20 protein-coding genes are annotated in these 22,356 nt (G+C 39.5%); 16 read left to right on the top strand and 4 right to left on the bottom strand.

Features of this window, described 5'->3' with window-relative positions; all coding sequences use genetic code 11:
* The first annotated feature begins 59 nt into the window (after positions 1 to 59).
* The 13 genes from AAEY99_RS10065 to lipA all read left to right on the top strand — a co-directional run bounded on the left by AAEY99_RS10065 (position 60) and on the right by lipA (position 11,630).
* Positions 60 to 554 carry an LPS-assembly lipoprotein LptE gene (locus AAEY99_RS10065; protein WP_059744816.1) on the top strand — a complete coding sequence of 165 codons (495 nt, stop codon included), beginning with the start codon at positions 60 to 62 and terminating at the stop codon, positions 552 to 554.
* Positions 554 to 1,588 (top strand): DNA polymerase III subunit delta, encoded by a 1,035-nt coding sequence (gene holA, locus AAEY99_RS10070; protein WP_162023779.1) that lies wholly within the window; start codon positions 554 to 556, stop codon positions 1,586 to 1,588. Before AAEY99_RS10065 ends, holA begins: the two co-directional genes overlap by 1 nt.
* Before the next feature lie 21 nt (positions 1,589 to 1,609).
* Positions 1,610 to 2,245, top strand: coding sequence for a nicotinate-nucleotide adenylyltransferase (gene nadD / locus AAEY99_RS10075; RefSeq protein WP_335692419.1), 636 nt, complete (start codon positions 1,610 to 1,612; stop codon positions 2,243 to 2,245).
* Positions 2,246 to 2,406: 161 nt separating this feature from the next.
* Positions 2,407 to 2,736 (top strand): ribosome silencing factor, encoded by a 330-nt coding sequence (gene rsfS / locus AAEY99_RS10080; protein ID WP_011636184.1) that lies wholly within the window; start codon positions 2,407 to 2,409, stop codon positions 2,734 to 2,736.
* A complete protein-coding gene (gene rlmH / locus AAEY99_RS10085; RefSeq protein WP_101088699.1) occupies positions 2,736 to 3,206 on the top strand; it encodes a 23S rRNA (pseudouridine(1915)-N(3))-methyltransferase RlmH in 471 nt (156 codons plus the stop codon). Before rsfS ends, rlmH begins: the two co-directional genes overlap by 1 nt.
* Positions 3,207 to 3,335: 129 nt before the next feature.
* A complete protein-coding gene (gene mrdA, locus AAEY99_RS10090) occupies positions 3,336 to 5,192 on the top strand; it encodes a penicillin-binding protein 2 (protein WP_101088698.1) in 1,857 nt (618 codons plus the stop codon).
* Positions 5,174 to 6,295: a rod shape-determining protein RodA gene (gene rodA, locus AAEY99_RS10095; RefSeq protein WP_011636181.1), complete on the top strand. Its 1,122-nt coding sequence runs from the start codon at positions 5,174 to 5,176 to the stop codon at positions 6,293 to 6,295. The genes mrdA and rodA overlap by 19 nt, the downstream gene beginning before the upstream one ends.
* A gap of 14 nt (positions 6,296 to 6,309) precedes the next feature.
* A complete protein-coding gene (gene mltB, locus AAEY99_RS10100) occupies positions 6,310 to 7,323 on the top strand; it encodes a lytic murein transglycosylase B (RefSeq protein WP_392341390.1) in 1,014 nt (337 codons plus the stop codon).
* The gene (locus AAEY99_RS10105) at positions 7,313 to 8,125 is read left to right on the top strand and encodes a septal ring lytic transglycosylase RlpA family protein (protein ID WP_192114327.1); all 813 of its coding nucleotides are present in this window, start codon (positions 7,313 to 7,315) and stop codon (positions 8,123 to 8,125) included. Before mltB ends, AAEY99_RS10105 begins: the two co-directional genes overlap by 11 nt.
* A gap of 156 nt (positions 8,126 to 8,281) precedes the next feature.
* Entirely contained in the window at positions 8,282 to 9,490 is a 1,209-nt protein-coding gene (locus tag AAEY99_RS10110) for a serine hydrolase (RefSeq protein WP_392341435.1), read from the top strand.
* 155 nt (positions 9,491 to 9,645) lie between these two features.
* Positions 9,646 to 9,912, top strand: coding sequence for a DUF493 family protein YbeD (gene ybeD, locus AAEY99_RS10115; RefSeq protein ID WP_011636177.1), 267 nt, complete (start codon positions 9,646 to 9,648; stop codon positions 9,910 to 9,912).
* 102 nt (positions 9,913 to 10,014) lie between these two features.
* Positions 10,015 to 10,665 (top strand): lipoyl(octanoyl) transferase LipB, encoded by a 651-nt coding sequence (gene lipB, locus AAEY99_RS10120; protein ID WP_101088695.1) that lies wholly within the window; start codon positions 10,015 to 10,017, stop codon positions 10,663 to 10,665.
* Positions 10,665 to 11,630 carry a lipoyl synthase gene (gene lipA / locus AAEY99_RS10125; protein WP_101088694.1) on the top strand — a complete coding sequence of 322 codons (966 nt, stop codon included), beginning with the start codon at positions 10,665 to 10,667 and terminating at the stop codon, positions 11,628 to 11,630. The genes lipB and lipA overlap by 1 nt, the downstream gene beginning before the upstream one ends.
* A gap of 77 nt (positions 11,631 to 11,707) precedes the next feature.
* On the opposite strand, the gene rimI is transcribed toward lipA, so the two are convergent.
* The 4 genes from rimI to AAEY99_RS10145 all read right to left on the bottom strand — a co-directional run bounded on the left by rimI (position 11,708) and on the right by AAEY99_RS10145 (position 15,290).
* Positions 11,708 to 12,166 carry a ribosomal protein S18-alanine N-acetyltransferase gene (gene rimI / locus AAEY99_RS10130; protein WP_351010351.1) on the bottom strand — a complete coding sequence of 153 codons (459 nt, stop codon included), beginning with the start codon at positions 12,164 to 12,166 and terminating at the stop codon, positions 11,708 to 11,710.
* On the bottom strand, positions 12,153 to 12,527 hold the full coding sequence (locus AAEY99_RS10135) for a hypothetical protein (protein WP_101088692.1): 375 nt from the start codon (positions 12,525 to 12,527) through the stop codon (positions 12,153 to 12,155). The genes rimI and AAEY99_RS10135 overlap by 14 nt, the downstream gene beginning before the upstream one ends.
* Before the next feature lie 1,174 nt (positions 12,528 to 13,701).
* Positions 13,702 to 15,009: a type II toxin-antitoxin system HipA family toxin gene (locus tag AAEY99_RS10140; RefSeq protein WP_351010353.1), complete on the bottom strand. Its 1,308-nt coding sequence runs from the start codon at positions 15,007 to 15,009 to the stop codon at positions 13,702 to 13,704.
* Complete coding sequence (locus tag AAEY99_RS10145) at positions 15,009 to 15,290, bottom strand: helix-turn-helix domain-containing protein (protein ID WP_351010355.1); 282 nt, start codon at positions 15,288 to 15,290, stop codon at positions 15,009 to 15,011. Before AAEY99_RS10145 ends, AAEY99_RS10140 begins: the two co-directional genes overlap by 1 nt.
* 1,262 nt (positions 15,291 to 16,552) lie before the next feature.
* Between AAEY99_RS10145 and AAEY99_RS10150 the strand changes: the two genes are divergently transcribed.
* Genes AAEY99_RS10150 through AAEY99_RS10160 form a run of 3 tightly spaced genes read left to right on the top strand, consistent with a single transcriptional unit; the run spans position 16,553 to position 22,356 of the window.
* Complete coding sequence (locus AAEY99_RS10150) at positions 16,553 to 17,131, top strand: hypothetical protein (RefSeq protein ID WP_351010357.1); 579 nt, start codon at positions 16,553 to 16,555, stop codon at positions 17,129 to 17,131.
* Positions 17,121 to 19,337 carry a hypothetical protein gene (locus AAEY99_RS10155; RefSeq protein WP_351010358.1) on the top strand — a complete coding sequence of 739 codons (2,217 nt, stop codon included), beginning with the start codon at positions 17,121 to 17,123 and terminating at the stop codon, positions 19,335 to 19,337. The genes AAEY99_RS10150 and AAEY99_RS10155 overlap by 11 nt, the downstream gene beginning before the upstream one ends.
* A complete protein-coding gene (locus tag AAEY99_RS10160) occupies positions 19,330 to 22,356 on the top strand; it encodes a tyrosine-type recombinase/integrase (RefSeq protein WP_351010360.1) in 3,027 nt (1,008 codons plus the stop codon). Before AAEY99_RS10155 ends, AAEY99_RS10160 begins: the two co-directional genes overlap by 8 nt.

Genomic DNA, 22,356 nt, shown 5'->3' on the forward strand with positions numbered 1-22,356 from the left:
TACACCGCGGTAAGTTATTTATTTAACCATGCAAATAAACAAGGATGCCTCCCCTCACTATGCTAGCCAAAAAAATCTGTTTAGCCATAATGACATTGGTGCTACTGACCACTGCAGGATGCGGCTTCAAACTCCAACGCAGTTATTCCATTCCAGCTGAATTAGCCGAATTACATTTGAGTAGCAGCGATGAATACAGTGAGTTAACTCGCTTAGTTCGTGACAGATTACGGATCAACCGTATAAGCCTTGTCGATGCAGCAGAAAAAACACCGACATTACGGTTAATTAACGACTCACTGGAACGTGCCACATTGTCACTTTATCCCACTGGAAATGTCGCAGAATATGAGCTGATCTACTTAGTGCATTATTCGGTCACTTTACCAGGACAAGAGCCACAAGATTTTGATACTGAAATCCGTCGAGATTATCAAGACGATCCTCGTACTGCATTAGCAAAAAGCCGTGAAATGGAGTTGTTGGTTAAAGAAATGCGCGTACAGGCAGCCGATTATATTATCCAAACTCTGGCGTCAATCGGGGCAGAGTAATGCGGGTTTATCCTGATCAACTCAAACAACATCTCAAACCACTACCTCAATGTTTTTTACTGTTTGGTGATGACCCATGGTTAATCGAAAACAGTAAACAATTGATCCTCAACGCCGCTAAAAAACAAGGCTTTGAAGAGCGTGTACAGTTAAGCCAAGAAACCGGTTTTAACTGGGGAGATTTAGTCCAAGAATGGCAAGCAATGAGCTTATTTTCCAGTAGGCGGATTATTGAGTTAACCCTGCCGCAAGGCAAACCTGGCATGGAAGGCGCTGCAGCATTTCAAACGCTGTTGCAACACCCTAATCCTGATATGTTATTGATTATTCAAGGCCCCAAAGCCAGTGCAGAGCAAACCAATAGCAAATGGTTTAAATCACTCGATGCCAAAGGTATATACCTACCCTGCACCACGCCTGAAGGTAAACAGTTTGAACGCTGGTTAGACAGTCGTATTTCTCATTATGAACTCACAGTTCACCATGATGCCAAAGCCATGTTGTTTACCCTATTTGAAGGTAACTTATTGGCGGCTGAACAAGCGATGCAATTGTTACAACTGCTCAGCCCTAAGCAAAATATTGCCCCAGAACAACTCAGTGAATATTTCGAAGACCAATCTCGTTTCAGTGTGTTTCAACTTTGTGATGCCATTCTAGGTAATCATCAAAAACATGCGCAACATATGTTGGCTCAATTGCAGGCTGAAGGCACTGCAATGCCCATTTTAATGTGGGCTTTATTCAAAGAGATAAATTTGCTGCTCACCTTGAAACTGGCCGTTCATAATGGCGAGCAACTCAGTAAACTGTGGGGCCAGCACCGGATTTGGGATAAGCGTAAACCACTCTATCAAGCTGCAATAACGCGATTAGATTTAGATCATATCGAACATATGCTCGCGTTTGCGTCTAAATTAGAATTAAATCTAAAACAAAAAGGGCTTGAAGATTGGATTGGTCTCAGCCATCTTTGCATTTTATTTGATCCACGAGCACATAACCGTTTAGCTCATATTGAATTAACAGACTGAGACAAAAAGTAAGGACAGCGAATGCGTATCGGTATTTTGGGTGGCACGTTCGACCCTATCCATCTAGGACATATCAATCCTGCACTAGATGTAAAACAGCAACTTCATTTAGACCAGATTTGGCTAATGCCCAATCATATACCCCCACATAAAAATACTACCGTAGTCAGTACTCATCATCGGCTGGAAATGGTGAAGTTAGTTTGCCAGCAGCATCCAGAATTTAAACTATGTGACATCGAAATCAATCGTGATACCCCTTCTTACAGCGTCACCACGCTCACATTACTTACCCAACAATATCCCGATGATGAATTCTTTTTCATTATGGGCATGGATTCATTTGTTCAATTGCCATTGTGGTATCAATGGCAATCATTGTTTAATCTGTGCCATATTGCGCTATGTCAACGCCCAGGTTGGGCAATGGACGCCCACAGCGAAATGACCAAAGAATTATTATTCAGACAAGCAACCGCAGACTATCTTGACTCGCCTTCCCATGCTAAAAATGGCAGAATATTCACTATCAACAGCCAGTTAGTCGATATTTCTTCAACTGAAATACGTCAGCAGTTAGCTCAAAATATTGATATCAGCACAGTTTTATCTCAAACAACAACCGAATATATTCGCCAACATCAGCTCTATCGCTAACACAATAAACCGCACAGTTATTAACTCAATTTTTATGATTATGGGTAAACTCGGCATCAGACACAAAATTAAATCTATCGCTGTTTAGCCATGCTTAATTGCGCATCAACAGTGAATTTGAGTATAATACTCCGTTAATTTTTACTTATGAGGTACTTCGAGTGCAAGGCACCGAACTAAAAGATTTCGTTATCGACAAAGTCGATGATTTAAAAGCAAAAAATATTACTGTTATAGATGTATCTAAGCGGTCAACCATTACCGACACTATGATCATTTGTACTGGTACATCAAAAACACACGTTCGATCTATTGGTGAGCACGTAATCGTGTCAGCAAAAAATGCTGGCGTGCAACCTCTTGGGGTCGAAGGTCGTGACAGCAGTGAATGGGTATTAGTTGATTTAGGCTCAGTGATTTTGCATGTGATGCAAGAACAAACTCGTGATTACTACGAGCTTGAAAAACTTTGGTCTGAACACAGCGTCTAATGAAGTTACAGCTTATTGCCGTTGGCACCAAAATGCCCGATTGGGTAACCCGAGGCTTCGAAGAATACCAACGCCGTTTCCCTAGAGATATGGCTTTGGAACTCATCGAAATCCCAGCAGGGAAACGCGGGAAAAATGCTGATATCGCCCGAATTTTACATAAGGAAGGCGAATTAATGCTAGCGGCAGTAGCAAAAGGTAACCACATTGTCAGCCTAGATTTACCCGGTAAAAACTGGACAACACCAGAACTTGCCGAGCAAATGACAAAGTGGCAACTCGATGGTAGAGATGTCAGCTTACTTATTGGTGGCCCAGAAGGACTTTCACCTGCTTGTAAAGAGGCGGCCAACCAAAGCTGGTGTTTATCTGCCCTGACCTTACCTCACCCTTTGGTTAGGGTTATTGTGGCAGAAAGCCTATATCGAGCTTGGAGCGTCAATAACAATCATCCGTATCACAGAGAATAAACTCAGTCGCATGAATAACTAAGCTTATCGATAATGATTATCATGCAACTCTTTTTTTCATGTTCATCAGCTGATACTGTGACCTTCTATAATTCAACCTTCCATTTGGTAAAGACGGGGATAGCATAAGTGTCGCCAAATAAGCGCATTACCATGCATGATCACGCCGCAGAGGCCGCGCTATTTAAACGCCGTGCATTATTCACTTTTATTTGCGTATTCTTTCTACTCTGCATCTTATTTTCGAATCTTTATCATCTTCAAGTTGTCTCTTACAAAGACTATGAAACTCGTTCAAATGATAACCGTATCCGTGTGGTTCCTACTCCGCCTAGCAGAGGGTTAATTTATGACCGTCATGGCGTACTATTAGCCGAAAACCAACCTTATTATTCTTTAGAACTTATTCCAGAAAAAGTCGATGACATTACCGCGACTTTGGACGAGCTTAATACCTTCATTGAACTCTCAGAAGATGAGCGCGAAAGCATCACTGAAACCTTAAAGTTTCATCGCCGGTTTAAGCCGTTAACCATTAAAAGTAAATTAACCGACGAACAAGTCGCCATCTTTAGTGTTAATCAATATAAATTTCCTGGTATTTATGTTGAAGCAGGTCTTAAGCGTCATTATCCCTTTAATGCGCTAATGACTCATGTATTGGGTTATGTCGGCAAAATTAATAGCCGAGATAAAGCCTTACTTGAAAAAAGCAGTCAGTGGAAAAACTATGCTGCAACCAAAGATATTGGTAAGCAAGGTATTGAAAAATTTTATGAAAGTTTACTTCATGGTACCCCTGGTCACCTCGAAGAAGAGGTCAATAATCGTGGCAGAGTGATCCGCACGCTTAAAGTGACTCCGCCAACACCAGGACAAGATATCTATCTCACGTTAGACCTCAAACTACAGCAGAAGGCCATGGAGCTTTTAGATGGCCGCAAAGGCTCCGTTGTGGCTATAGATCCTAGAGATGGCGGTGTTTTAGCCATGATTTCAAGCCCATCATATGACCCAAACCCCTTTGTTCACGGCATTAGTTCTAAAGCTTATAATGAGCTGTTAAACGATAAGTCGCGGCCATTAATAAATCGTTCAACCCAAGGGCAATACTCTCCTGCGTCAACCATCAAACCGCATGTGGCATTACTTGGGTTAGAAGAAAAAATCATTAGCGAACGCACGCGGATTTGGGATCCAGGCTATTGGCAAATGCCAGGCGTCGATCGCAAATGGGGCGACTGGAAAAAATGGGGCCATGGCTGGGTAGATATCTATCATGCCATTGTCGACTCTTGTGATATTTTCTTTTATGACCTCGTCTATAAAGTTGGCATCGATAGAATGGCCATATTTATGGATCGCTTTGGTTTTGGCAAAAGTACTGGCATTGATATTTTTGAAGAATCAGATGGCGTAATGCCATCTCGAGACTGGAAAAGAATGCGTTACAACCAACCTTGGTATAACGGCGATACCATTTCGGTCGGTATTGGCCAAGGATATTGGACCACTACTCCTCTACAGCTTGCTAATGCGGTGACTATCATGGCAAATAAAGGCAAGCGCTTTACGCCTCATCTATTAAAATCATTTAAAAATAGTACCGTTAAAATTGATTCGCCGATTGATGAGCAAGTACCAATAGAGCTTAAAGACCCTCGTAATTGGGACATCATCAATGAAGCTATGCGCCAAACTGCTGATAAATCTCGCTTTACCGATGCAACCTATACTGCAGCAATGAAAACGGGTACTGCACAGGTATTTAGCGTAGCTAAAGATCAAAAATATAATGCCAACACTATCGCAGAACACTTACGCGATAATGCATTAGTTGTTGCTTACGCTCCTTACGAAAACCCTCGTATTGTTTTGGCTGTGGTATTAGAAAACGCCGGCTGGGGTGGCGCCAATGCTGGCCCGCTAGCTCGAGCCTTGCTCGATGAGTATATTTTACGAGACGAATGGGCGGTAAAACCGTGAATAATCATGCATATCAAAAATCGTTTTGGCAAAAAATACACTTAGATGTGCCATTACTCATCGGCATCGTTATCTTAATGAGCTTTGGCCTTTTTGTGATTTATTCTGCCAGTGGCGAAGACCCTGCGATGATGGAGCGTCAACTTGTGCGTATGGCGTTGTCGTTAGGCGTCATGTTTTGCTTTGCACAAATCAATCCTGAAATACTCAGGCGTTGGGCTTTGCCTATTTATCTTGCTGGGGTAGCGTTACTCATCGGTGTTGAACTGTTCGGCACCATTAATAAAGGTGCCCAGCGCTGGCTAAACTTAGGATTTATGGAATTCCAACCATCGGAACTCATCAAACTAGCCTTCCCCATCACCATGGCGTGGTATATCAGTAAGTTCCCGCTACCACCCAAAAAGCGATATCTGGCCGGTGGCGTTATTATTCTACTTATTCCAACATTACTCATTGCTAAACAACCTGACTTAGGCACCTCTATTTTGGTCGCAGCTTCTGGAGTATTTGTGTTGTTTTTATCTGGCATGAGCTGGCTAATTGTCGGCGGCTTTGTTACTGCGATTTTGATCTTTTTACCGGTATTGTGGTTTTTCTTGATGCACGATTATCAGCGTACTCGAGTATTAACCTTGTTTAATCCAGAACAAGATCCTCTCGGCGCGGGTTATCATATTATCCAATCGAAAATTGCCATTGGTTCTGGTGGACTTTGGGGTAAAGGTTGGCTTGATGGGACTCAATCACAATTAGAATTTTTACCTGAGCGACATACCGACTTTATCTTTGCAGTGATCGGAGAAGAGTTCGGATTAATTGGCAGTTTAGTGTTACTGGCAATGTATTTATTTGTCATTGGCAGGGGTCTGGTTATCGCTTCACGAGCACAGACCAGTTTTGCACGCTTATTGGCCGGAAGTATCACCCTAACGTTTTTTGTCTATGTTTTTGTTAACATCGGCATGGTATCAGGCATTCTACCTGTGGTTGGTGTACCTTTACCGCTAATCAGTTATGGTGGAACCTCAATGCTGACCTTAATGACAGGTTTTGGTATTTTAATGAGTATTCACACCCACAGACGATTTGTCGATAGATAGGATTAACGTTAACCATGACAAAAATAACCGTTCAAATCGCCAGCTTAGCATTACTTATGAGTGCTGTTTTTGACGCAAATGCAGTGACCGAAACTGATACTCAAGCGTTACAGAAAACCTTTATTGCCGAACAAGTAAAACAAGGATTTAAGCAACAAGAAGTCGAGCAGTTTTTAGCATCGTCAAGCTTCGACCAAACCATTATTGACGCGATATCAAAACCTTGGGAAGCGAAACCTTGGCACCAATATTATCCTATTTTTTTAACCGATAAACGGTTGCAAAAAGGGCTAGAGTTTTGGCAAGAAAACCAGCAAACCATCGATAAAGCAGCCAAGCAATTTAACGTCGATCCACAAATTATAGTGGCGATCATTGGCATTGAAACATTCTATGGTGGTTACTTAGGCAATTATCGTGTGCAAGATGCCCTGTACACGCTGGGCTTTCATTACCCACCACGGGCAACGTTCTTTCGCAGTGAATATGCCAATTTAATGTCGTTAATTAAAGAAGAAAAACTCGATAATGCCACCTTAAAAGGCTCATATGCTGGAGCAATGGGTTACGGTCAATTCATTCCATCTAGCTACCGTCATTACGCTGTTGATTTTGATGGTGACGGTCGACGAGATTTATTAACCAGCAAAGCTGATGCGATTGGCAGTGTAGCTAACTATTTTCATCAACACGGTTGGCAAAAAGGCCAACCTGTAGCGCTATTGCTAAATCACACCTCAAGCACGGCCCCTAAAACGAAGGTATGGACCAAAGAAAAGCTTCACTATAAGGTATCAGACATTCTTAGCCCATCATTAAGCTTGGCAGATAATCAAGATATGGATGCCTCACAAGCTGCATTGTTAATTAAACTAGATCAAGCTGAAAGCACTGAATACTGGCTCGGGCTTAAAAACTTTTATGTGATTACTCGCTATAATCGCAGCCCATTATATGCCATGGCGGTTTATCAGTTTAGCCAACAACTTAACGCTCATCATAAATCGGTAAATCAACATGGTCATTAATTACCGTTTCATCTTATTAATCATTTTTAGCAGTGTCTTTCTCATTAGCTGCTCGTCAAATGATGCTAAAAACTCTTCTTCAGGAAAAAAAAGCCGCTATCAAATGGCTAACGATCGATATCCTGATGACGCACCAGATGTGAGCTTGGTTAAAAATGCACAACCTAAATACGAACCTTACAGCAGACAAGGTAATCGAGACTACACGGTATTAGGCAAAAGCTATCAAGTGCTCGACAGCGGTAAGGGATTTAAAGAGCAAGGTCATGCATCATGGTATGGTTCAAAGTTTCACGGCCACTTAACCTCTAATGGCGAAACTTATGATATGTACACTATGTCTGCAGCGCATAAAAACCTGCCCTTACCCAGTTATGTCAAAGTGACCAATTTAGACAACAATAAACAAATTATTGTTAGGGTAAATGACCGCGGACCGTTTCATCATGGTCGAGTGATTGATCTATCTTATGCTGCGGCTTATCACTTAGGCATGCTGGCCAGAGGAACCGCAAAAGTCGCCATTGAAACCGTTTACATTCCCTCACCAGAAGAGCGAGTAATAAGCGATTTAAAAGATGATGATAATCACTTTATTCAAGTTGCAGCGTCGCAAGATAAACTGCGTATTAATATGTTAGCCAAACAGTTAGAAACCAAATACGCCGTTAATTCTCGCGTGACATCCATAAATGGCATGCACAGATTACAGTTGGGGCCGATCAGACAAATTCATCTAACCAATAAATTGCTCGATCGTGTGCAAACAGATGGTTATCCACAAAGCTTTATCGTACCGTAAGCAATAATACTGGTGATATAGAGTAACATTAAGCTTCATTTACATTGGATGAATGAACCTTAATGCGAAATGGTTGCCTACTAATGTATAATCGAAAAATTATACCAATTGATCTTTGTCTTTTCTTCGACTAACTAGAGACGTGCTAACTTCATGATGACTTCCAAAACTGCTCAATTAACAACGATGCTCTTTGCATCTGTTGTCTGTTTTTCTTCAATCGCAGCAACGCCACAACCAGATATACGTCCTACCCCCAATCGCGCACCTATGGTGACACCAGACGCGCCTAGTGTTGCAGCTAAAGCTTACGTGCTAATGGATTATAATTCTGGCAGAGTTATTGCTGAAGAAAATGCCTACGAAAGTTTAAACCCAGCAAGTCTGACAAAAATGATGACCAGCTATGTTATTGGCCATGAAATCCGCGTTGGTAATATTTCATTAGATGATGATGTAGCCATTACCAAGAACGCGTGGGCAAAGAATTTCCCTGACTCATCTAAAATGTTCATTGAAGTGGGTAAAACCGTCAAAGTACACGACTTAAACCGCGGTATTATTATTCAATCGGGTAATGATGCCTGTGTTGCTATGGCTGAGCATATTGCCGGGACAGAAGGTGCATTCGTTGATTTAATGAATTCATGGGCTAAGCAATTAGGCATGAAAGACAGCTACTTTGAAAACTCTCATGGTTTAGATTCAGAAAATCACAAAACGACAGCCTATGATATGGCCATTTTAGGTGCCGCGCTGATCCGTGATGTACCTGAAGAGTATAAAGTGTATTCAGAGAAGTCTTTTACCTATAACGGCATTAAGCAATATAACCGTAATGGCTTGTTATGGGATAAAAGCTTAAACGTTGATGGTATTAAAACTGGTCATACATCAGGTGCAGGCTACAACCTAGTATCTTCAGGCACCAGCGAAGGCATGCGTCTTATTAGCGTTGTGATGGGCACATCGAGTGAATCTGCACGTAAAGCTGAGAGTAAGAAACTGCTCAACTATGGTTTCCGTTTTTTCGAAACAATCACACCTTACAAAGCGGGTGATACCTTCGTGACTCAGCAAATTTGGTATGGCGATAGAGAAACTGTTGATCTTGGTGTTATGACCGATACCCCTATTACTATTAGCCGTGGTAAAGCAAAAGATTTACAAGCTAACTTTGAATTAACTAAGCCACTAACAGCCCCACTTGCTAAAGGCGAAACCGTCGGTCGCGTCTTTTTCCAGCTTGATGGAAAAGACATTGCTCAATTCCCGCTAGTGACATTGAATGAAGTTCAAGAAGGCGGTATGTTCAGTAAGTTAATGGATTACTTTAAACAAATGTTTGCCAGTTGGTTTGAGTAATTATTCAGATTGACATGATTCACTAATGAAACTATTAGTGAATCAACTAATTAAAGCCGCCTAATCAGCGGCTTTAACTTTTTAAGATCTACCGGGCTTGAATCGGGTATAATTGCCACCATATTAGTAACACCAAAATAGAATCGAGTAAGTTAATGTTAAATACAACGTTTGACCAAGTGATGGAATTTCCTAATTCGTGCCCTTTCAAAGTGATTGGTGATGCTGACGATACCTTAGCCGATCGTGTTGTTGCTGTAGCGCAACAACTTGCTCCCGGTGATTATGTTCCAAGCGTGAAGGCATCAAGTAAAGGCAGTTACTATTCAGTGACCATCCGTATTACTGTTACCAGCAAAGAACATATTGAAAAAGCGTATATTGATCTTGCCGCAATTGAAGGTGTAAAACGCGTACTGTAAGAGCCAAAAGAGTCATCTTTACTCATAAACTTGAGTATAATACTAAGAATTCATCCATTGACTCGATGGACACACACAATTTATCTGGGGGAGACGTTGCCCTTGCAAGCACAAACACTGCACATCCGCCATCTTGGCATGCAAGACTATGAATCGACATGGCATGCAATGCAGGAATATACTGACACTCGCGATAGCGACAGCCAAGATGAACTTTGGATTGTTGAGCATCAACCAGTATTTACCCAAGGCCAAGCAGGTAAAAGCGAGCATATACTCAACCCTGGTAATATTCCGGTTATTCAAGTCGATCGTGGTGGCCAAGTTACTTATCACGGCCCAGGACAATTAGTGGTTTATCCACTTATCGACATCAAACGTAATAAACTAGGCGTTCGTCAGTTAGTGAACAATATTGAGCAAAGTATTATTGACATGCTCGCTTGTTACGCTATTAATGCTTACGCAAAAGCTGACGCTCCTGGTGTTTATGTAACAGAACGAAAAATTGCCTCTTTAGGATTACGCATCCGTAAAGGTTGCTCTTTTCACGGCTTAGCATTAAATGTCGATATGGACTTAGCCCCGTTTCAGCGTATCAATCCTTGCGGATATGCGGGTTTAGAAATGGTGCAATGTAAAGCATTAGGTGGTCCACAAACTGTGCTTGAAGCTGGCGATAAATTAATCCAAACCTTTAGCCAAATTATGGGCTACCAACAACTTGTACATCATCAAGGATTAGCAGAATAATGAATAGGCCTGAAAGATTACAACCAGGTGTCAAATTACGTGATGCCGATAAAGTCGCACGAATTCCTGTAAAAGTCGTGCCATCAGAGCGCGAAACGATGCTGCGTAAACCGGATTGGTTACGAGTAAAATTACCCGCGTCAAATCAACGTATTCTCGAGATAAAAGCGGCATTACGTAAAAACGGATTACACTCAGTTTGCGAAGAAGCCTCTTGTCCAAACTTAGCAGAATGTTTTAACCACGGCACAGCAACCTTTATGATCTTAGGTGCAATCTGTACCCGTCGTTGCCCTTTTTGTGATGTGGCCCATGGTCGCCCACTCAAAGCGGATTCTGACGAGCCTAAAAAACTGGCTCAAACGATTAAAGACATGAAGTTAAAGTATGTGGTAATTACTTCTGTTGACCGTGATGATTTACGTGATGGTGGTGCACAGCATTTCGCTGACTGTATTCGCGAAATTCGTTTATTAAACCCTGAAATCAAGATTGAAACTCTGGTTCCTGATTTCCGAGGTCGTATCGATGCCGCTTTAGATATTTTAGCGACCGAGCCTCCTGATGTATTTAATCACAACCTTGAGACGGCTCCAGCTCATTACCGCAAAGCACGTCCAGGCGCTAACTATCAGTGGTCATTAGATCTACTTAAACGCTTTAAAGAGCGTCACCCAACGATCCCGACTAAGTCTGGTTTAATGATGGGTCTAGGTGAAACTAACGAAGAAATAGCCGAAGTATTACGAGATTTACGCGCCCACAACGTGGAAATGCTCACACTTGGTCAATACTTACAACCATCTAAATTCCACCTACCTGTTGAACGCTATGTTCCACCTGCCGAATTTGATGAATTGAAAGCCTTAGCTGATGAACTTGGTTTCACTCATGCAGCCTGTGGCCCACTTGTTCGTTCAAGCTATCACGCAGACTTACAAGCTCAAGGTAAAGAAGTTAAGTAATCTTACTTCGCCCGAATAAAAAACAGCGCTCTATTAGCGCTGTTTTTATTTTTATTCGGTCGAATCAGACTAAAAAATTAACTCAACGATAAATCCATTAAAATGGCATCTTCATAACCATCATCGGTAGGGTAATAGTTTTTACGCCTGCCTGATTCAATAAAACCGACTTTCTCATATAAGTATTTTGCCGCCGCATTGGACTGACGAACTTCTAACATCAGCACAACTGCACCCGCATCTTTCGCATCATGAATCAGTTGCTGCATTAGTAACGAACCAAAACCTAAACCTTGATTATCTGGTGCAACACAAATATCGAGTAAAGTCGCCTCATCAATAATCTGCTGCACTATCGCAAAAGCAAACAAATCATCTTGCTGCTTAATGCCCAAAACGCGATATAAAGGCCCAAAACACTCCTTTAAGCCAGTTTCTGACCAAGGATGAGTATGAGCTTGATTTTCAATACTCGCCATTGCAGTAACATGCTCAACGCCAAGGGGGACAATTAAGTGACCATCAGTGTTGTTCATTGGTCAGGCCTTTACTTAATTGCTGGGTTTTGTCTAAATGTTGAGAAATTTGCTGCCATAAATGACGTTTTTCATCCACAAGTGCATGAAGGTCTGTTAGCGGCGCACTTACAACCCAAGCAACACGAGGACGAACTTTTGTCTTACGCATATCCCATATCACCTGTGGTCCTTTAATCATTTCACAATCAAACTCGCACTGTTCAATATCAACGTTTAATAAACGCAATACATCATGGATAAACGTTTGATCAGATAAATCGGCATCGAGATCATGCAACACTAAGTAAGGCTTTAACGGTTTATCAGCACTGAGCCAGCGAGTAATATTCATCGCATCTAAAAAAGCAGATTTATCCATCGAACTCTCAAAAACAAGGATACTTCAACAAGCATAACAGTTAACTAAATAAGGTTTAAGGTAATTTAACCAAAAAAACTAAGCCTTATTTGTCGCAAGACTTAAAACGACAAAATCACAGTCATAGCGAATTTAATGAATGCTTGAATTGTCGAAAAATAGTAGACCAAACATTTTCGATTATAAAATATGACTTATGACGACAAAATACTAGCTAGCATAAGATGTCAAAATGAGTGTTTCACATTAAGAAACGAAATCGACTATGTAGCTAGTTTGATCGAAGAAAAACAAATATGGATTGTCTGTATGAAAGTAAATGAGAGACATTGTGAATAGTACAAAAGACAAAGGCCTAGCATTTCTGCTAGGCCTTCTAAATTTGGCAGGGGTGGCAAGACTCGAACTCGCAACCATCGGTTTTGGAGACCGTCAGAAGACCAAATGCTGTTAATCGATATCAAATGAACCAGCTCAACAATAAGCGATATAACTAATAATAACAAAAGCTTAAAACAAAGGCGCTCTTGTCTCATTCAATATCAATTTAAGTCGTTTTGAACCAGTTTTGGGAGCCCTTATCCATTTTTTGGTCACCAATTTTGGTGTAAAAAGTATACCGTTTTTAGATAAATCAAGCAAAAAACATTCGTTAAAATCATCTATGAAGCCACTTGGTTGGTCTTTCTTAAACAGAATTCCGATGTACAAAGCGCTAATCAAGCGTGGGTGCAAGATATTACATACATATAGACTTTAGATGGATGGGTAATAAAAAAAGATGAGTTTGAACTCCACACCTTCACCAAGTAAAGTCGGCAGAGAAAGGAATTCATGACAGTGGCAATTACAGAAAAAACGTACACATTGCAAATAAATGAATAATATTGGTCACATGTTCAGTGATGACACATACGATACCTGCCCACCCAACTTGCATGGAGTCGGGGTTTAAATTGACACCTAGTCCAAGCAACAATGTTTGCCTCTTTAAGATGAAAATGGGTAAAGAAATTAACTTAATAAAGTTGTGGCTGATGTCGATTCAATCAACATGTAGTGCAAACATATTTACAAAACAGCAATTAATCGACACGTACAGCTGATTTAAAACTAGAGCAAAATTGAAACGGCTTGAGTCGATGCGATGAATGTCACCTAATCATTACCGTTTTTAAACTATGCGCTTAATTCTGTCAGTTAAACCGTTCAATATTGAATCCCGTATGTGTGCTGGAAAATCATTTGGCAGCTGCGCTTTAACCTTCATAATCACAGCCTCTACCTTGTCAGCTATGTCACGCATCATCTCCATCATAATCGCAGTATCAAAGCCCACAGCTTTAGCTGTTTGGATAAAGTGCCGTGGGAAAATTTGGCTGATTTGATACTTCTTACCTTTAGTTGCATTGAGCCCCATAGCAAGCTTGGCATCGCGAATATTTAAGCCTTTACCACCGATGACAGGGTACATAGATAAAATATCGTAAAAAGGCGTTAGTCGATATCCGCCATCAGCCTCGATGAACAGCGAGAAGTTCTTAGCATGGCCATCTGTTGCGGCTAGCAGCCAAAACAGCACTTGGGACTTCATGAAATTATACCTATCTCGATCTGAGTTCATCGAACCTAATAGATAAGGCATAATTTGTTCAATACCCGGACCACCATGGCTCTCATATTTCTTCGCTGGTGGAATATTTAATGTCTGACAAAAGTCTTCTTGGGGTAGCCGCATAATCCATGTGCCATCAGAAGATAATTTGCGATCGAATCGTTCCACTGCAAGTGCTTTAACATCACCAACTTCGATTATTGAGCACTCTGGGACATCTAAACCAAACTCTCTGACTGTCATCATGCACAGGTATTCATTCTCGACGCTGTCAGACATGTCTATGCTGTGGGAGTGGCTGTTTATCTCACCTATGGGCAGCTTAATGATATGGGTAGTGGGTGTCGATTTGATAGGCAGTCTCCACTGTCCATCAATTTTAAGTAAGGCTGTTTTTTCTTGAGCACCGGCAATAGAAATCCTAAAGTCATCGTCATCGGCTAACATGCCTAAGGGGATATTTGACTGATAACCCTTGAGTACTTTTTCCAACCGCTTATCGGGTAGAGATTTAGACTCAATCTTTTTTATATCAAAGGGAGGCTGACCATGGGGGATAAGCTGTAATGCACCCACACTGTCTTGACCAATTTTAGCTAGTAGGTCAAACGCTTGTGTTGAATCAGCATTATGACGAGCAACGACCCTGTTTCTCACTTCGAGATTATCAGGCAGCAAATTGTCGAAGAAGTTATAAACTTCATCACCTTTATAGGCTTGCTTACGTAGCGGCATAGACAAAGAAATTGGACGACTACCGGGTATCGCTAACCATTGAGATGAATAGTTAAACTGATGAGAGCCTGTGGATGACTTGGTAAACTCCCCCACCAGGTAGCTATTCATATAAACGTCAAGCACAGCCATTACCACTCCTCCTTCCATTCTTGCTCAGGCACTGTGGCGTTATCATGGCGGCGTTCATTCACCAGCTCTTGATTCCTAACCTTTATATCTAATTCAAGGTTTAATGCAGAAAGGATTTTAAACAGCGTTTCTAATTTGGTCGAATCCGGGTTCAGCTCAAAGCTTGAAACGGTATCCTGGCGAATACCCACCTTGCTCGCCACCTTGCTTTGCGAGAGCTGCTCGTTCAGTCGCGCATCTTTTAGATACGCACTAAGCTGCTTTGCGTTGGTCACCTTCATGATAGCTTTACCCTTAAACTGTCCTTAACTCTTACTTTACACGCTAAAACAGGTAAATCAAGCTTTACACGCTTTAACCGTTAAATATACATTCACACGCTATAGGCGTTAAACAAAGTTCAACCCGCAGCAGCGGGTAGCCTGACCATAAAATACAAAAGAAATTAGGGAGTCATTGCCAAGACGAAACCGTGAACATTTACTCAACAAAACTAGATCGCTTAATGATCTGCCGTAGTCCATTAAATATTCATAGTTAGGGTGACTTCTTGTTCTTTTGCTTGCAGCCCAAATGTGGAGTTCAAAAAAATACTCACTCGGTTGCCCTGCATACTTGGAGACACGACTAAATGCTTAAAAATTAGGCTCTTATCATGATAGTTGGTTGTTTCGTAAAATTAAAATTTATTAGAATATTGATAATGTAGCATTATCAGTATTTATCGCGCTAATATCTAGGATATTAGAATTGGATCGAAAGCATGTTGTTATTATCTTAAGTGATAAATCTTGCAATAAACACTACAGAGCGTATAACTCAACTATTAACGTCTAAGGTATCAATCTCATGTTAAACGACTTCGACTCTATCAAACAAGAAAAGCTTTCACGACAAAAGAGATATGCGGAACGAGTTTTGGCTGGGAATATTTCGCCTAAAGATTGTTGTGTTTTGGTTGGCTGCAGAAAGTCTAAAGTCAATTTAGTTGTTCCTAAACTCGTCTAAACACTGATATTTTAAAGTATTTTCGTATCGAACTAAGAAATATGTATTGCCACTTCAAAAGCTTAAACAGCTTAATGACTAACAATCTGAAAATTGTCAGCGGGTAAAACCTCACTTATTGGCAGGGGCTTATTCCGCTTCACCTAAATCAATATTCCACGGCAGCAAATCAGACATATCATCTGTTGGTGCACGCTTGGGGAATTCCGTAAATGCTCAAATAAGAAAACATATTGAAATACTCTATAAATGTGATCAATTTTAGTTAGCAACAAAACAACTCCATAACGAGCCCCCATAAAGAGCAGTATATTTTTCTTAGGCCTTACCAATTTTACGATATAAATTTGTCAAATTTACGCGTGAGTTAAAATGACTTTCGCATACGTTAAACGGCAGATTAACAAAATTCCTCACCTCAATATACTTATCATGTACTACATAAGTTTTTTATTTATATTCAGCAACTTAAGTAATTTACATCCACTTTTATATGATATATACGTTAACCAACACAAAGTATTGGAGAGGTTTTATGTCGATAAGAATTGCTACGCGCAAAACATTAAAATCATGTAGAAAGGTCAAAATCCACACAAATGCTTACAAAGCATTTGAGTTTGTTCACAGCCTCGTCTTTTCGTTTTGCGGTGCAATAAAACAAGATTTAGTTAATAAAAAATTATTAACCGTCGCTCTAGTTTTACGTGCAAAAGTAGTGAGTGATGAACTACAGATTTATTCTGGTTTTGAATCAATTCTTTTTGACATCAATACGATTGATCCAACTGAATGCACTGTTATTCTCGATGATGAAATCAGTGATTCTGAAATAGAACAACAAGCGTGGATTGGAGTATTTACAAACTGCTTTTTAAGTTCAATTTCAAGCAAAAACCTCAATATTTTACATACAACAATCAATAAAAAAGTTGATCCCAAAATTGCACAACAAATCTTTAATCGCCCACGTTTAAGCCAAGAGCTCTTAGCTCAAATGGCAGGAAAATCTAAGGGCACCATTGCAAAACAAAAATCCCGTAAAAGTAAACCATCACAAGAAAATCCAATTTCAGTTTTTCAACAAGTGAGTGGAGCGATAAATGAACAATAAGTCAGAGCTTTCAAAATTCGAAATAGAGACTCTAAAAAATTTCTTGATTAATGCTTTCCCTCAAGAATTAGTCTACCACCATCCTTATATTGCTAATGAAATCATTAATCTATTTCAACTTTTGAGCTATCAATATCAGTTAGACTTTCCTGAGTTAGAAACGATAGTATCTTTAGCGCAACTTAAAATATCTAAAACGCAAACACCTCTATGCGAGCATAAAAAAAATCTGACATTGATATACCAAGCACTCGTGGACAATGAACAAATTGAAAAATATTTTTTCACCGCCTTTATCGTCAGTGTTATGCGATCACCTTCCCATGATCATCAACAATTTGAGCACTATAAAGCGATAACCCTACTGGTTTGTGCAAAGTTATACGCCATGGGTAATCATGAAACACCGATCAAAACTGTATGTAATGAAATACGCCAATGGTCTCTTGGGAAAAGAAATGATCTCGCAAATAATTTACCTGATGTTATTGATATCGACATGAGAAAATTACTTGATGAATTAGACTCAAAAAGAAAGAAAACACTTGAAGTCAATAAATCATCTCGCTTAGGTCATCAACTATCAAAAATTTATACACCGTATAATGCTAGCTATTTTAACAAAGATGGTATCTTGCGAAAAAGGGCACTACGTGATCCTGGCGCCCCATCAACAACACTCATGACCAATCCTGTTGAATTTGAAGGGCCAGATACAGTTACAGAATTAATTGAAATCCAAATGCATCAAGAAGCTTGGGCAAGTGAAGAAGCGGCATCAGAGCGAAAAAAAAAGTCTTTTTTGGTATCAATGAAACAACCAAGTGGAAATGGCTACGCCATTCAAAAATTACAAGCTCAAGCAATAATCAATCAAATTCAGAAAAACGATATGCGTCTAGCTTGTGCCATTAATCAAGCAACAAAGTTTGAAATTCGGGTATTGATTTCATATTGCATGAGTCCCAGCATAGTTTGTGAAAAAACACGTTCATTTCTATTAGCTTCATTAACACTTGGGTCATCATTAGAACGTATTAACCAGTTAAATTATAATAGTGCAAATAACAGCTTAGTTATAGAACACATACTGCCAACACAAAAGCAGCGCAAGCCAATCATTAAGCTGATAACACCTACAAAAACAACATTTTGTATTGAGTTACCATATGATATTACTGCAAACTTACTGAATGATTTGGATGATTCAACCTCAGAAAAAATATCAAAATTGTTAAACTTTATCAATAAAACACATGGGACAAGTTTAACCACAACAAAAATATCATCTTATCTGTGCTTCTTACTTAAGCAAGAGCCTATTGATCCAACAATCATTGCGTTAATTAAAGGAGAAACGGCGAAAACTGCACCCGAACTATCCTATACACATTTATCAGATTTAGATGTTCAGCAAACGTATTATCACTTCATATGGAATTTAGAAAAACTCTCAAGCAAATCAAAAAAAATACAATTCAAACGTCAAGTTAACGGGAAAAAAGAAAGCCCAATTGGCAGCCCGCTAGTCATGAGTGATGAAGTTATGAGCATTTTTTTTAAAACCTTAGGCATAAATATTTCCGCAATATCTGGAAGTTACTCTCAGCAGCAGCATAACTTAGTCACCTACTATGTATTATTTACCCTCGCTCTATCTTCTGGATATCGCCCTGTCACTGGATGGCTTGGGAAAATCACTGATTATAATCTATTGAATTTGACCCTTTGGATCTCTGACAAAGAAATGCTCCAATCTGAGACAGGTAGGCTCATCATTCTTCCGCAAATAGCATTACGAATTTTAAAACGTTATTTACAGTATTTAAAAGCAGGAGCAGTTGATGCCAGTAGATTTAACTTAGATATTTCAGCCCGGTACCAACAAGCGATAACAGGCGAACAACATCTGTTTTTCTTCATTACTGATGATGCAATCGAAGAAGTCACACCTTCAACCATGGCTGCTCATTTTGATAGCGTACTTCCATTACCGTTGAATTGGCATCGACATTACGTGAGATCACTACTTTTTAAGAAAAAAATACATCCCGAACTGATTGCTGCATGGATGGGACATGCTCAATTAAATGAACCAGCATTTACTCGATTTAGTTCTTACTCTATTGCCGACTTGAATGAAATCAGTAATTTAATCAACCAAAAACTAACTTCTGTCAATTGTAAGGAGATAAGTTTTGTCTAAACTCATTGGTAAAGATGCACGCCAACAGCAACGCAATCGCCATCAAAACAATGTTCTTAAAAAAGCAAAAGAGCTGAGTGAAAAGTATTTCCCAAGCGGGGCAACTTTTCCATCATCAGAAATTTTTGATTCAACTTGGCTTAAGCTAACTGAAAACCTCGCAGAGGTTTTCAAATCCCAAATAGACTTCAAACGAGCCTTTAATCATTGCATCGCACTTATCAAAGAAAAAAAAGTCGATATTGCTATCCCCTCTTTTTTGGTCACTCAAAGAGCTGAAATACCAATATACACTCAAACATTAATGCAAGATGGGCTTGCATTTAATTGGCTCTATACCCATTGGTTTGACAACTTATCTAACAATGGACAAAGCAATAATATATCAGATGCTTATCGCGCTATTATTATGTCATTCATTTGTCACTCAGGCTGTCTAAACCACCATTTATTGATCGCAATATCAAACCAATTAAATACATCGTTAGACATTTCAACGGTCAATAATTTGCCTTTTATCAACTTAGAAATGAATGAAAACGGATTCAATACAAATGTTGTAAATCAGGATGAAAAAACAACACAAATCACTTGTTACTTATCCCCGATTACAATTAGCTGCATAAGCCACTTTTTAGCACTTAAAAAAGCCCCTCAAAATACACTTTGGCAAGCTCCTTCTGAAAATAAAAACATCCACGCTTTAATCATTCAGGACTATGTTGGCCCCATACCTTTACCTAACACGCTAAATAAACTTGTAAAATCAGCGGTAAGCTTAATTACATTTTTTCCCAATGTGCGAATATCACAATCTATTCTTGAGTATTCAATGGGCAGAAACAAAGCGTATAGTCTACCTAAAGAAAATCTAGCTCGATTGGCTACTTGTGCCATTAAAGAGCATCCCAAGCTTCATTTTTATAACCCACTAAGACAGAACAAAAGCAAAGCAAGACTTCGTTTAAAGCCTACGTTGCCATTATCCAATTTTTATCAGACGTTAGCTGGTGAACTAAAGGAGAATGCTAAGAAGAAGTTAACATCTGAATCCACGGCAAAAAAACTTAAAAATGTCGTAAATGAAAATCAATTATCAACAGCACAAGAAGTGCTCATCAAGTGGTTTATCCAAAAACTAGACACCTGCAAACCATCAACAATTCGAACTTACCATTCGACCTTATCAAGAAAATGGCTTTATCAAACAGAAGGGCTCAATTTAGAAGAGGCTGAGGAACAAGATTTTCAAGATCTTTACGATGAATTAATAGAACTCACTCATTACCAGAAACAAAAAACTAAACTTGCAGCCAGATTAAGTGACTTTCATGCTTTTGCAGTCCAAGAATTTGACTTTCCATTATTACTAGAGCCGATATCCAATGATTCTCAGCATAAAAGTCATACTAATGCCGGTTTTGTCGATGAAACGCTATTTAAGGCACTTTTAGATGCTGTTGATCAAATTGTTGATTTAGACTTTAACAACAAATTAATTATAAAAAGCATATTAATTATCTCTTATCGATGTGGCTTACGTATTAGCGAGATCATCAAGCTCAGACTAATAGATATTGAAAATTCACAAGAAGGCTGGCTCAAAGTTAGAGAAAACAAATTTGGTAATAATAAGAGCCCTTCTTCACTACGAAAAGTGCCGCTTTATATATCATTACTCGACCATGAAAAAAAGATTGTTACAGCATCACTAAACTTGGCAAGACAAGAAAATATCAATGGGGCAGAGAACCGTTTAGCCTTTACGATTGGGCAAGATAAAAACCAACCAATAGATAAGTTTCTAATATCTAACTTTACATCAACGGCTCTTAGGGCGCTTTCAGGGCTTGAGCACTTGGTTTTTCATCACTTAAGACATAGTGCGGTATCTAGATTGCAATTAATGTTTGAGTTAGGTGCCGAAGAGAGTGTTAATTATGCTGAAATCGTTCCTTATTCTGCAGGGCAAATCAATAAAATAACTGACACCATAGCGGCCAAAACATTACGTAATAAATATTATGCGATTGCAGCATTTGATGGCCATTCATCCCCAGAAACTTGCTTTAATCACTACTTTCATTTTTGCGATTTAATACTTTATTCTAACTTACTTAAAATGAAACTTGATCTAACTCAAAAACAATTAGTTAACCTTGGTCTAGGGTCTAGAAGAAATTTACGTCAATTAGCACAATCAAAAAATACGGATGATTGTTGGTCCATAGATGGATTTCTTGAACACACACTTAAAAAACTAAAAACAACCCCAATAAAATCGCCAAAAGCCAAAAAAAACTTGGCTATTCAGCCAGAATTCTCAACCCCGAAACCCATTATCAATATTGAAACTTGTTATAATATTTTAAACCAAATAGAGCGCGGTATTGATCCGATTGAGTTGGCTTTCAAGTACCATATTAATTCAAATACAATTGATAAATGGCGCAGTAATGCTAAAACATTAATGTCAGTAAAGACCCTCTATGACACACCTCGATTGCAATCTAAGCGAAGCTTCCAATCACTTCTGCCCTCTAAGCCAAATGCTACATCAGAGTTAAAATGGCTTGACTCGATTATCACAAAAGTTAGACAAGAGTACCCCATTAATCGTCAGGAGATTCAGTGGGCACTAGACTATGCGCTGCATAACAAAAGCAACAGTAAGTCAGGTATATATTTTTCAAAACCTGAAGATTTAGCACGCTTTGTTGATACATTTTCATTTGCCATTTCGAAAAGTAAATGGCGAGTATTAACACTTTCGATGAAGCACAGCACACAGAAAGAGCATTGGATAAATGCTTACAAGGGCATTCAAGCTCTCACGTCAAAATCATCTTCAGGTAATGGACGCACTGGCAAAGGGGCTATATGGCTAGAGTTAAGGCATTCTGACGAAAAAGAAATCATTGCCCACGGCAAGCAGAAAAAGCACTCTTCTAGCGCACTAATATTTCTGTTTCATATGATGGGCATAATGATGATAAAAAGCAGAGAGAGCCTAACGTAA

It is taken from the genome of Shewanella sp. S1-58-MNA-CIBAN-0166, from assembly GCF_040310085.1.
Classification (GTDB): Bacteria; Pseudomonadota; Gammaproteobacteria; order Enterobacterales; family Shewanellaceae; genus Shewanella.